Raw genomic sequence first — 12,298 nt, 5'->3', positions numbered from 1 at the left:
GGGCCCTTCTTCAGTTGCAGCCACAGCCGCCGCCACCCACACTGGCGCCGCCGGTGGAGTTTTCTTTGCTGGTGTAGATGTGTTGCATGAACCGCTGGTCCAGCGGGTCTGCGTCCATGGCCATACCGGGCTTGGCCAGGTTGCCCTTTTCCCAGGCCTGCACCGGACCAGGTGTACTGCAGCCAGCCAAAGCGCCCCCAAGGCCCACCGTGAGCAGGCTCCAAACCAATGCTTTCATCATCTGAACCGTCATCCTTGCAGGGTGTTTAAGGCAGGCGCAGGGCCTGGCGAATGTTTTGCTCCAGTGCGCTGCGGTCATTGTCCTTGAAACCGCTGTGCACGCTGAGCACCTTGCCATCCGGGCCTATCAGCACCGCGGTGGGCATGGCTTTGATAGCGTAGGCCTTGGGGGTTTGGCCCGTGGGGTCGAATGCGAGGTCAAAGTGGGCCGGCGTCTTGCGCAAAAACGCCTGGGCGTCCTCGGCTTTCTGGTCCACATTGATTGCCACTACACGCAACCCCTGTGCCGCGTAGCGTGCCTGCATATCGTTCATCCACGGAAACGACTGTTTGCACGGCCCACACCACGAGGCCCAAAAGTCCAGGTACACCGTTTTGCCCGCATAGTCGCTGAGTTTGACGGCACCAACACGCCCGGTCAGGTTAAAGGCGGGAGGCACATCCCCCACCTCAACCGCAGCGGCCGGCAGGCCGAGGAAAGCACCCAAGACCAGCGCCGCAGCTCGCGCAAAAAATTGACGCATGGGAGAACAGGAACGGTGGTTCAGCGGTTGTTGGGCATCTGGTCCAGGTAGCTGCGCATGGTGCCCAGGCGGACGATGGTATCCAGTGATGCGCCGGGTGCACGGCTCTCGTAGAGCCAGACGATGCCGTCCTTGGTCCCCACGTAGACGCCGGTATCCGGGTAAAAGCGGTAGGTATAGCCCAATGCCTGACCGGTGGTCTGGCGGCGCGGCGACAACAGCTGCGGGAAGGTGTCTTCGCCCCAGTCCAGTAAGCGATCCGTGTCGTTGCTGTCTGGCAGCCCCAAGTAGGTGGCCAGGTCGCCAATGGTCTGTGTGCCCAGGTCCGCATACACATTCATCTGCGGTGTTCTCTGGAAGGCGCCCAACAGTTCGGTGCCGTTGAACCGGTAGGGCGTGAAACGCGGCGCGGTCACCGGGTCCGTGTGGCAGCTCTGGCACACGGGGAAAATCAGACGCCCGGCGTCTACGCTGCCAGCGCCCCATGCCGGAAGGGCCATACTGGCCGACAGCACCAGGAAAGCAAAAGAACTTTTCATACACACCACCCTCGGTAAATTGGATGCGCTGCAACATGCACCGCACCCATTACAAACGAAGTTGCGCGACAAACGGATGCAGCAACCGACAAAATATTGTTACTTTTCGCATCCACCCCGGCCGCAAGCCTTGCCGCAGACCGCCCGTTACCATTACCACCCTATGACTCCCAAACCGCGTATCCTTTTGGTGGAAGACGAATCCGGCATTGCGGACACGCTGCAATACGTGTTGTCCACCGACGGCTTTGCACCCGTGTGGTGCAGCACCGCATCCGAGGCCCTGGCCCAGTTTGCCGCCGAGCCGCCAGCACTGGCCGTGCTGGACGTGGGCCTGCCGGACATGAACGGGTTTGAGCTGTTCCGCCGCCTGCAGGCTCTGCCCGGCGGCCACCAGGTGCCCATGCTGTTTTTGACGGCGCGCAGCGACGAGATTGACCGCGTGGTGGGACTGGAGCTGGGGGCCGACGACTATATTGCCAAGCCTTTTTCGCCGCGCGAGTTGGTGGCACGGGTGCGCACCATCCTGCGCCGCAGTGCGCGGCCTGTGGCAGCAACCGCAACCGCAGTGGCAATCGCGGCAACTCCCACGCCCACCACTTCCGCGCCAACACCCGCCTTGTGGCTGCTGGACGAAGAGCGCCACCAGATCCGCTTCTATGGCCGCGCGCTGGAGCTGTCACGCTACGAATACGGCGTGCTGCGCCTGCTGGTGCAAAAGCCGGGCCGCGTGTACACCCGCGACGAGCTGCTGCAAAAGGTCTGGGGCGATGCCAACGACAGTTTTGACCGCACGGTGGACGCCCACATCAAGACCCTGCGTGCCAAGCTCAAGTCCGTGGCGCCGGGTCTGGAGCCCATCCGCACACTGCGCGGTACCGGGTATGCGCTCAACGAAGACCTACCCGGGACACCCAGTTGATCGCGAAGTCTGGCGGCCATTTTGTCTAAACGCACGCGTATTTTTTTAGGCATCCTGCTGATCTATGCCATCGGACTGGCCGCCGTGCTGTACCACGTGGTCTCGGACCTGGACCCGCGTTACCGTGAGTCTGCCGAAGAGTCGCTGGTGGAAACCTCCCAGGTGCTGGCCGCGCTGGTGGAGCAGGACGTGCGTGATGGCGCACTGGATACGGCGCGACTGGAGGTGCTGTTCAAGGCCGTGTATGCACGCCAGTTTGAGGCGCAGATCTTCGATATCCGCAAGACCCGCGTGGAGCTGCGCACCTATGTCACCGACCGCAACGGCACCGTCGTGTTTGACTCCACCGGCCAATCGCTGGGCAAGGACTTTTCGCAGTGGCGCGATGTGCGCATGACACTCAAGGGTGAATACGGCGCCCGCACCTCGATGGATATCCCGGGTGACCCCAATTCCGCCGTGATGTACATGGCCGCCCCCGTGTACTGGAACACCAATGCACAGGGCACCGGCAGCGGCGAAATCATTGGTGTCGTCACCGTGGGCAAACCGGTGCAGACCTTTGGCCAGTTTGTGGCCGCCGCACGCAGCCGCACGCTGTACGCCGGCATGTTGTCTGTGGTGGCGGTGCTGGTGCTGGCGGTGACCGTGTCGGTGTGGCTGGTGCGCCCCTTTGGCCTGATCGCCGACTATGCGCGGTATGTCAACGCGCAGCAGGGCTTCCACCCCTGGCGCCTGGTGCGGCGCGCCTGGCAGCTGCTACGTGCCGCCTACGACGAAATGCGCGACGCACTAGCCGGGCGCAACTATGTGGCCGACTATGTGCAAACGCTGACACACGAAGTCAAAAGCCCGCTGTCCGCCATACGCGGAGCGGCAGAGCTGTTGCAGGAGCCGATGGAAGAAGCACAGCGCCAGCGCTTTCTGGGCAACATCCAGCGGGAGACTGAACGCATCCAGGAGATGGTGGACCGCATGATGGAGCTGACCGCGCTGGAAACCCGCCGCGTGCTGGACACCGTAGAGCCTATAACACTGCTTCCCTTGCTGGAAGAATTGGCCCATGCATCCCACGGCGCTGCGGCACAACGGCGCATCCGCATCACGGTGGCGGCCGACACAGACGCCACGGTGGAGGCCGACCCCTTTTTACTGCGCCGCGCCGTCAGCAACCTGCTGGACAACGCGCTGGATTTTTCACCCGAGGGCGGGCAGGTGGAGCTGGGCCTGCACCTGGATGGCCGCTGGGTCTGCATCACCGTATGTGACCAGGGGGCGGGCATACCCAGTTATGCAGAAGACAAGGTGTTTGAGAAGTTTTACTCGCTGGCCCGCCCGCATTCGCGCAAGAAGAGCACCGGCCTGGGCCTGAGTTTTGTGAAGGAAATCGCCTCCCTGCACCGGGGGCGAATCGCATTGGGCAACCGTTCAGATGCCGGCGAAGCAGCAGGTGCAACCGGTGCCATTGCCAGGCTGTGGCTGCCACGCAGCACCAAGACACGCGCAAGCTGATGGGCGCAGCTTTCACCGACATTTCACACAGTTTTCACACAAGGCGCTAAAGCCTTCGCATTGTTTTCTCGCTGGCGCGGGATGCTCTCTCCACCGTGCAATACCGCACGCCGTTTGGAGAAAGCACCATGGCTATCACAGCCCCGGCATTTACCGCACCACCCCCTTCGCAAGCGCCCGCTCGCATGTCGCGCTGGTTGTGGCTCGTCACCACCACCCTGTCAGCCGCCTGTTTTGTGGTGCTGGTCAGCAGCCCCGCACAGGCACAAGACCGTGACACCGCCCCCCGCCTCAAGACCGAAAGTCCCTACTTCTTTGTCAAAAGCGACAACCCTGGTGTAGACCAGTTGCCGCTCAAGTCCACCCAGGTAGATGTGCGTGTCAGCGGCGTCATCGCCGACGTGACGGTCGTGCAAACCTACAAGAATGAAGGCCAGCGCGCCATCGAAGCCAAGTACGTATTTCCCGGCTCCACCCGCGCGGCCGTGCATGGCATGAATGTGCGCCTGGCCGACCGCCTGATCACCGCCAAGATCAAGGAGAAACAGCAAGCCCGCGTGGAATACGACGCCGCCAAGCAAGAAGGCAAAACGGCAGCGCTGCTGGAGCAACACCTGCCCAATGTGTTCCAGATGAATGTGGCCAACATCCTGCCCGGCGACGATGTAAAGGTGGAGCTGCGCTACACCGAGCTGCTGGTGCCTACCAACGGCAACTACCAGTTTGTGTTCCCCACGGTTGTAGGCCCCCGCTACAACAGCCCCCAGAGCAATCAGGCAGGCGCCACCTGGGTGGCACAGCCCTTCATGCCCAAAGGCCAGCACACGGGCGCAGCGTTTGATATCCATGTCACGCTGAACACGCCCATTGGCCTGAAGGAAGTGCGCTCCAGTTCACACGACATCCGCAGCGCTACCGAGCAGGGCGGCGCCACCATCATTGGCCTGAACCCCAACGTGGAGCCAGCCAACAACCGCGACTTCATCCTGGACTACCGCCTGGCGGGCGACAAGATCGAGAGCGGCGTGATGCTCTACAAAGGGCAGGATGAAAACTTCTTCCTGGCCATGGTGGAACCACCCAAGGCACCGCCGGCCAGTGCCATTTCGCCGCGCGACTACATCTTTGTGGTGGACATCTCGGGCTCCATGCACGGCTTTCCGCTCAACACTGCCAAGGCCCTGTTGCGTGAACTGATTGGCAACCTGCGCCCCAGCGACACGTTCAACGTGTTGTTGTTCTCCGGCAGCAACCGCTTCCTGAACGACCACTCGGTGCCCGCCACCAAGGCCAATATCGAACAGGCCGTGCGCACCATTGACCAAATGGGCGGTGGAGGCAGCACGGAACTGATCCCCGCGTTGAAACGGGTGTACGCCGAACCCAAGGCTGCCGACGTGTCACGCACCGTGGTCGTGGTGACTGACGGCTATGTAACCGTGGAGCGCGAAGCTTTTGACCTGGTGCGCAACAACCTTTCCAAGGCCAATGTGTTTTCGTTCGGCATTGGCTCCAGCGTCAACCGCCACCTGATGGAAGGACTGGCCCGCGCCGGCATGGGTGAGCCTTTCATCATCACCAAACCCGCAGAGGCTGCCGAACAAGCAGCCCGCTTCAAGACCATGATCGAATCCCCCGTGTTGACCAATGTAAAACTGCGCGTCGAAGGCCTGGACGTGTACGACGTGGAGCCGCGCAACCTGCCCGATCTGCTGGCGCAACGCCCGGTGATCGTGTTTGGCAAATGGCGCGGCGAGGCCAAGGGCAAGCTGATCCTGGAGGGCAACTCTGCCAATGGCCCTGTGCAACAAACCATGGAGATCAGCGCCAACACAGCTGCGGACACGGCCGCCCTGCGCCACCTGTGGGCCCGCCACCGCATTGCATCGCTGAGCGACCAGGAATCGCTGGTGGGTGGCGACAGCTACAGCAAGGCCATCACCGACCTGGGCTTGAAGTACAGCCTGCTGACGCAGTACACCAGCTTCCTGGCGGTAGACCAGGTGGTGCGCAACCTGGCGCCGCAAGACAGTACCAGCGTGAACCAGCCCTCTCCATTGCCCCAGGGTGTGGAGAACACGGCCCTGGGCGCCGAAGTGCCCAGCACGCCCGAGCCCGCAACCTGGGGTGCGATGGCCGTCACGCTATCGGTCCTGGCCATGCTGGCCACCCGCCGCCGCCGCCGCCGCCGCCGCGCACGCTACCACCACTTGACAAGCTGAAGGCTGGACATGGAACACCCTCGCACCCTGCCTCGTCTGTTGCAGATGCCACGCTTCGTGCGCTTTGGCATCGCCATCGACACGGCCGCCGAATGGCGCTGGCTGGCCCTGCTGGCAGTGGCGCTGTGGCCAACCTGGTGGTGGATGGGTCAGCGCATGGTCGATGGCTCGGACGACCCGCTGGGCGTACTGGCCGTGGCGGCTCTGGGCACCCTGGTATGGCAACACCGCCTGCGCCTGCGTGCTGCACCGCGCCTGGGTTTTCAGGTGGCAGCACTGGCCGGTGCGGTGTTGACCACCGCGCTGCACGCCCAGTTGCCCGATCTGCTGGTGGCGCTGGTCGGTTTGTTGTCACTCGCACTGGGGCTGCTGGCATTTTTGCCATCGCAGGTGGCTACGGCACCGGTGCTGGGTTTGTCGGTGCTGTCCCTGCCGCTGCTGGCATCACTTCAGTTCTATGCGGGCTTTCCCCTGCGCGTGGTCACCGCCGAGGCCAGCCGCTGGTTGCTGTCTGCAGCCCACACGGTGGAGCGCAGCGGCAGCAGCCTGATAGTCGACGGGCAACTGGTCATCGTGGACGCGCCTTGCTCTGGAGTGCAGATGGTCTGGCTGGGCTATTTCACGGCCTGTGTGGTGGCGCTGGTGGTAGGCCGCGCCAACCGCAGCTTTTTGCTGCGCTTGCCTATCGTCAGTGCGTTGGTGCTGGTGGGCAATGTGCTGCGCAACACCGTTCTGGTGAGCTTTCAGGCCTCGGGCGCACCGCTGCCTGGCTGGGGCCATGAAGTAGTAGGTCTGGTGGTGCTGGCACTGGTCTGCGCGGGCATTACCTGGGCCATGGCAGCCAATCGTCCTCGCCCATTGAACAACACGAGATAACCATGCACAAGCGTTTGTTGGAAAACCGCTTCTTGAACCGCGTGCTGCACAAGGCCCTGTGGGCGGCCGTGCTGCCCCTGTGTGCGCTGGCCGGTGTCGCCCACATTGCATCCGATGGACATAGGGTGGTCGAAGACGCCGGACCCCATGGGCGCACAACACCAGGTGCTGCCAAGGTCACAGATGAAATGCCCAGTCAATGGCAAGGTGCCCCTCTGCGCCCGCTGGCACTGAGCGATGTGGAATTGCGCTTTGCCAAACACTTTCCCGGCACCGTGGCGCGCATGACCGACGGCCAACACACGCTGGTGCTGCGCACGGTAAGCAAACCCACACGCATGCTGCACCCCGCCACCGACTGTTACCGCGGCCTGGGCTACCACGTCACCAACGAACAGCTGGAAGCCCAGGCACACACCAATGACCACTGGCGCTGTTTTGTGGCGCAGCGCAAAGGCCGCAGCGTGCGTGTGTGTGAACGCATTGAAGATGCCAACGGCCAGGGCTTTACCGACACCTCGTCCTGGTACTGGGCGTCGGTCGCTGGCCAATCCCACGGCCCCTGGAAAGCCATCACCGTTGCCACACCGCTATGAACCACATCGCTGCTTTACTTCACTTTGCCACGCTGTCGGCATCACGTGCCCTGTACCGTCTGGCCTACTGGGTGAGCGTGGTCACCGCCAGCCTGGTGTGTGCAACGCTGCTGCTATTTTTTGTGGCCCGCGCAGCCATACGCCCTGCGCCGGGGGCCTGGGCTACGACCGTGCAGGTGGGGCCGGTGCCGGTAGAGGTAGGGGTTGCCTCGCTGATCTGGCTGGGCACCACGCCCTGGGTGGCGCAACGACTGGCGGGCCACACCCTGCCCTCGCCCGCAGGCCCCTTGCGCTTGGGCTGGGTCGCGCAAGACCAAGTCTTGACCCTGCGCTGCCAACCCTGCAGCCTGCGCAACCCCAGCTGGGGCACCACCGCGCTGCGCCTGCCTGCGGTCGATGTCAGCGTGCGGCGTACTGGCATGCAACTGCAGGGCACGGTGGCCTCGGGTGCGGTGGCCGCAAGCTGGCGCGGCCAGTTGACCCATACCAGCCTGCTGCTGGACATGGACCTGCCGCCGACCCCGGTGCGGGATGGGTATGCCCTGTTTGCCGAAGCCATACCCGAACTGAAAGCTGCACAGATCGCGGGCACTTTCGCCCTACGGGCGACGCTCAGCCTGCCGTCCCGCGCCCTGACCGTGCAGCCGCAATTGGTGGGCATGGCGGTGCAGGGACTGGGCACGGACCAATGGGCCAATGCGCAGAGCACCTGCAACAAGGGCCTGCCGGCCCGCACGAAGCCCGTGGCCTTGGGACCCAACAGCCTGCTGGCGCGCGCCGTGGTCGCCGCAGAAGACCAGCGCTTCTTCGAGCACACCGGTTACGACATCGTGGAAATAACCCACGCCCTGCGCAGCAACAACCAGCGCGCCGTGCAGGCCGCCGGTGAGACGCCGCACACCAGCTTGCGCGGTGCCAGTACGCTGTCGCAACAGGTGGCCAAGCTGCTGGTAACTGGCGGTGAACGCACGCCGGTGCGCAAGCTGCGTGAACTGTTGTACGCGGTGGAGATGGAACACACCCTGGGCAAGGCCCGCATCCTGCGCCTGTACCTGGACAACGCGCCCTGGGGCGCCACCGTGTGTGGCGCACAGGCGGCGGCCCACACCTATTTCGCCAAACGTGCCGACCAGCTCACCACCGACGAGGCCGTGTGGCTAGCCGCCATGCTGCACAACCCTGCGCTGGAGGCCCGCCGCTGGGCCGCGACCGGCCGCATCAACGAACCGCGAGCAGTATGGGTGGCCAGCAACCTGCGCAAACCCGAGCGCACCGCGCGCACAACCGGCCGGCAAACTTGCCCCACCTGCCGCGCAGACTTGCCATGGGTTGACACATATCAAGTCCGCAACACGGCACACAACCCACAATGAACTGTGACACATGGGGTTCACGTCTGGAGGACTTATGCTGAAGAACAAAGTTGCGTTGGTGACCGGTGGCGGGTCTGGTATTGGCCGCGCCATTGCGCTGGCCTGGGCCCGTGAAGGCGCAAGGGTAGTTGTTTCCGACATCACGACCCCGGCAGGCGAGGAGACAGTTGCCCTGGTGCGTGCCCAAGGCGGGGATGCCATCTTTGTAGCGGCGGACGTTGGCAAGGCCGACGACGCGCGCGCGCTGGTGGAGCGCACGGTTGCCCACTTTGGAAGACTGGATGTCGCCTGCAACAACGCGGGCATTGGCGGCCCACAGGCTCCCACTGCCGATTACCCAGTGGATGGCTGGGAACAGGTCATCAACACCAATCTCTCAGGCGTGTTCTACGGCATGAAGTACCAGATTGCCGCCATGCTCACGTCCGGCGGTGGTTCCATCATCAACGTGGCGTCCATACTAGGCGCCGTCGGGTTTGCCACTGCGCCGGCCTATACCGCGGCCAAACACGGCGTCGTGGGCCTCACCCAGGCCGCCGCACTGGAATACGGCACCCAGGGTGTACGCATCAACGCCATTGGGCCAGGATTTATCTACACCCCCATGATCCAGGGCCTAGTGAGCGACCCTGCCGTAGACGCTGCCTTGGCCAGCGCTCACGCCCTGGGCCGCATTGGCCGGCCAGAGGAAGTGGCGGAGCTGGTGGTGTGGTTGTCGTCAGACCGTGCATCCTTTGTCACCGGGTCTTATTACCCGGTAGACGGTGGATATCTGGCGCGGTAAGCGTTAATCTACAAAAAAGTCTGGCAAAAAGTTCTTGTTGCCCGGCGTAACCGCATAGGCATCCAGGTCGGTGATGCCATGCGCGGCCAACACCGCATCGTCGATGTAGAAGTTGCCGGTCTCAAACGCGGAGTTGGTCAGCACGCAGTAGGCAGCGTCCGCCATGATTTCGGGCGTGCGGCACAGGGCTATGTCCACACCGGGAATCATCTGCATCGCGGCCGTGGCGATGGCCGTGCGTGGCCACAGGCTATTCACGGCAATGCCCAGTTTCTTGAACTCACCGGCGTGGCCCAGCGTGCACATGCTCATGCCGTATTTGGCCATGCTGTAGGCCGTGTGGGCGGCGAACCAGTGGGTCTTCATGGAGAGGGGTGGCGACATGGTCAGCACCTGGGTCTTGCGCCCGGCAGCGGCTGATTTCTTCAATTCCGGCAGGCAGGCAGCCGTGCACAAGTAGGTGCCGCGCGCATTGATGCCATTCATCAGGTCGAAGCGTTTCATGGGCGTGGCTTCGGTATTGGTCATGCTGATGGCGCTGGCGTTGTTGACCAGGATGTCGATGCCACCAAAGGTCTCCACCGCTTTGGCCACAGCCGCGAACACTGCGTCGTCGTCGCGGATGTCCACCGCCAGCGGCAGCGCCTTGCCGCCCGCGGCTTCAATTTCGGCCGCAGCGCTGTAGATGGTGCCGGGCAGCTTGGGGTTTGGGTCCGTGGTCTTGGCCAGGATGACGATGTTGGCGCCGTCCCGCGCCGCGCGTTTGGCCATGGCCAAGCCAATGCCACGCGAGGCGCCGGTGATGAACAGGGTCTTGCCCTGGAGCGTGGATGCCGGTGCGGTAGGGGTGTTCATGTTGTTTGTCTCCTGGTGGAGCAGCACAATAGTGCTACTATTTTTATAGCTACAGAACTAGTATTCTCGGGGGCTAGAGGCCAAAATGATTCAAAGCCTCTTGGCCCAGCGCCACCTGAAGCCCCTTGGTGCCGCCGGGTACGTAGGGGTTAAACCTTGGAAAAATCGGGCTTGCGCTTCTCCAGAAACGCGGTGAAGGCTTCTTTAGCCGCAGGCTCTTGCAACAGGCGGGCAAAGTTCTCGCCCTCCTCTGCAATCTGGGCCAACACCTGGGCCATCTGGCCCTTCTTCATCAGGCGTTTGGTTTCAATCAGCGAACCCATGGGCTTGGCGGCCAGCTTGCGCGCCAGCGTTTGCACCATGTCGTTGACCTCGGTGGGGGGCAGGATGCGATTGACCAGGCCCACTTCCAACGCGGCCTCGGCCATGAAGGGCTCACCCAGCAACAGCGCCTCCGCCGCGCGGTGGTAACCCATCATCTGGGGCACCAGCAGGCTGGAGCCGGCCTCGGGGCACAGGCCCAGGTTGACAAAGGGCATGGAAAAGGCGGCGTTGTCACCGGCGTAGACCAGGTCGCAGTGGAACAGCAGCGTGGTGCCAATACCCACGGCCGGGCCGCAGACGGCGGCGACGATGGGCTTGGGGTGGGTGGCAATACCACGCAGGAACTTGAACACCGGCGCTTCTTCTTGCGGCATGGGTTTGCGTTGCAAAAAGTCGCTGATGTCATTGCCAGCGCTGAACACGGTCACGTCGCCCTGGATGACGGTGACACGGATGGTGGCGTCGTTCTTGGCCTGCTCCAGCGCGTCGGCCATGGCGCCGTACATGGCTTGGGTGAACGAGTTCTTTTTGTCCGGGCGGTTGATGGTGAGAGTCATCACGCCGTCGGCGGTGTGGGTCAGAATGTCTTGCATAACGTCTCCTTCTTAATCAGTTGAGGACAGAGCTTGTCGCTGCGCGACTACGGTCTGTCCCGCAATTTCTAGTCAGTTGGGGACAGAGCTTGCTGCTTCGCAGCTGCGGTCTGTCCCGCAAACATATTAGTTTTTGTAATAAACAACCTGGTGGGTAGTCGCCAGCAACACGCCGGCCTCATTCCACAGCTGGGCCGTGTGGTCGAAGTATCCGTTGCGAAAAGCTTGAGCGCGGGCTTGGGCCAGCAGGTAGCTGGTGCCGCTGGCCTGCAGTTGGGCACTGTCGGCGTGGTAATACACCGTCATGGTCACGGTGCCCACTGGCACCAGCGTCGCGCGGCGCACAAAGATGCGAGGAAAAAACACATCGGACAAGGCGGTGAGTGAGGCAAAGTCCAGCGGGCGCGGCGGGTTGTCGCGCACCCACAGTTGGGTCAGGCTGGTGTCGCCACTGCCGTCCCAGACCAGGGGCATGGCACCGGCAATGGGCCGCATGTCGTACTGTTTGACCCACTCCATGGGCATGGGGCTCTTGCCGTGCGGCGTGTCTTGTGGGGGTGGGCACAGGGGCATGGCATCGTCGTCCACGCCCCAGGTTTCACGGCGCAGCGCGGTGAAGGCGGTGCCGGTGAGCACAGTCTCGCCTTTTTGCAGGACTTCAATGATCCAGTGCTGGGTGGAGCGGTTGGTGCGTGCGGCACGGGCCTGCACCACAAACGGCCCCGCCTCCAGGGCCGCTGCAAAGTTGATGGTCAGTGATACCGGGTCGCCCAGGCGATCCGGGTGCAGCAACACGGCATTCACCATTTGTGCGGCACTGATGCCACCAAACGGGCCCACCATGTTGGCGTAGGCCGCACTGGTGTGGCCGGCAAAGCTGCCGTCACCCTGGAGTTCCAGGGCTATGGCCTGGTCAAAAGCATGGCTACTCACATCGA

At 63.0% G+C, this 12,298-nt stretch carries 13 protein-coding genes; 7 read left to right on the top strand and 6 right to left on the bottom strand.

The window, feature by feature from the left end:
- Positions 1-10: 10 nt before the first annotated feature.
- From HZ993_RS18310 to HZ993_RS18300, 3 genes are read right to left on the bottom strand one after another with little or no spacing between them, the layout of a single operon-like run.
- Positions 11-238, bottom strand: coding sequence for a DUF4266 domain-containing protein (locus HZ993_RS18310; protein WP_209394157.1), 228 nt, complete (start codon positions 236-238; stop codon positions 11-13).
- Between the two features lie 28 nt (positions 239-266).
- The gene (locus HZ993_RS18305; RefSeq protein WP_209394156.1) at positions 267-764 is read right to left on the bottom strand and encodes a TlpA disulfide reductase family protein; all 498 of its coding nucleotides are present in this window, start codon (positions 762-764) and stop codon (positions 267-269) included.
- Positions 765-784: 20 nt separating this feature from the next.
- Positions 785-1,303 (bottom strand): hypothetical protein, encoded by a 519-nt coding sequence (locus HZ993_RS18300; RefSeq protein ID WP_209394155.1) that lies wholly within the window; start codon positions 1,301-1,303, stop codon positions 785-787.
- Between the two features lie 163 nt (positions 1,304-1,466).
- Between HZ993_RS18300 and creB the strand changes: the two genes are divergently transcribed.
- The 7 genes from creB (at position 1,467) to HZ993_RS18265 (ending at position 9,588) form a co-directional block, all read left to right on the top strand.
- Positions 1,467-2,225, top strand: coding sequence for a two-component system response regulator CreB (creB, locus tag HZ993_RS18295; RefSeq protein ID WP_209394154.1), 759 nt, complete (start codon positions 1,467-1,469; stop codon positions 2,223-2,225).
- A gap of 21 nt (positions 2,226-2,246) precedes the next feature.
- Positions 2,247-3,737: a two-component system sensor histidine kinase CreC gene (creC, locus tag HZ993_RS18290; RefSeq protein ID WP_209394153.1), complete on the top strand. Its 1,491-nt coding sequence runs from the start codon at positions 2,247-2,249 to the stop codon at positions 3,735-3,737.
- Between the two features lie 128 nt (positions 3,738-3,865).
- Complete coding sequence (locus HZ993_RS18285) at positions 3,866-5,959, top strand: VIT domain-containing protein (RefSeq protein WP_371816942.1); 2,094 nt, start codon at positions 3,866-3,868, stop codon at positions 5,957-5,959.
- A gap of 9 nt (positions 5,960-5,968) precedes the next feature.
- Positions 5,969-6,835, top strand: coding sequence for an exosortase Q (xrtQ, locus tag HZ993_RS18280; RefSeq protein ID WP_209394152.1), 867 nt, complete (start codon positions 5,969-5,971; stop codon positions 6,833-6,835).
- Between the two features lie 2 nt (positions 6,836-6,837).
- Complete coding sequence (locus HZ993_RS18275; RefSeq protein WP_209394151.1) at positions 6,838-7,431, top strand: hypothetical protein; 594 nt, start codon at positions 6,838-6,840, stop codon at positions 7,429-7,431.
- On the top strand, positions 7,428-8,804 hold the full coding sequence (locus HZ993_RS18270; RefSeq protein ID WP_209394150.1) for a biosynthetic peptidoglycan transglycosylase: 1,377 nt from the start codon (positions 7,428-7,430) through the stop codon (positions 8,802-8,804). Before HZ993_RS18275 ends, HZ993_RS18270 begins: the two co-directional genes overlap by 4 nt.
- 34 nt (positions 8,805-8,838) lie before the next feature.
- The gene (locus HZ993_RS18265; RefSeq protein WP_209394149.1) at positions 8,839-9,588 is read left to right on the top strand and encodes an SDR family NAD(P)-dependent oxidoreductase; all 750 of its coding nucleotides are present in this window, start codon (positions 8,839-8,841) and stop codon (positions 9,586-9,588) included.
- A 3-nt stretch (positions 9,589-9,591) separates the two neighbouring features.
- On the opposite strand, the gene HZ993_RS18260 is transcribed toward HZ993_RS18265, so the two are convergent.
- From HZ993_RS18260 to HZ993_RS18250, 3 genes are all read right to left on the bottom strand, one after another.
- A complete protein-coding gene (locus HZ993_RS18260) occupies positions 9,592-10,443 on the bottom strand; it encodes an NAD(P)-dependent oxidoreductase (RefSeq protein WP_209394148.1) in 852 nt (283 codons plus the stop codon).
- 149 nt (positions 10,444-10,592) lie between these two features.
- Entirely contained in the window at positions 10,593-11,360 is a 768-nt protein-coding gene (locus HZ993_RS18255; protein WP_209394147.1) for an enoyl-CoA hydratase, read from the bottom strand.
- 126 nt (positions 11,361-11,486) lie between these two features.
- Positions 11,487-12,293 carry an acyl-CoA thioesterase II gene (locus HZ993_RS18250; RefSeq protein ID WP_245213684.1) on the bottom strand — a complete coding sequence of 269 codons (807 nt, stop codon included), beginning with the start codon at positions 12,291-12,293 and terminating at the stop codon, positions 11,487-11,489.
- Positions 12,294-12,298 lie beyond the last annotated feature (5 nt).

This window comes from Rhodoferax sp. AJA081-3 (genome assembly GCF_017798165.1).
Classification (GTDB): Bacteria; Pseudomonadota; Gammaproteobacteria; order Burkholderiales; family Burkholderiaceae_C; genus Allorhodoferax.
This window is presented reverse-complemented; position numbering and strand designations above follow the sequence as displayed.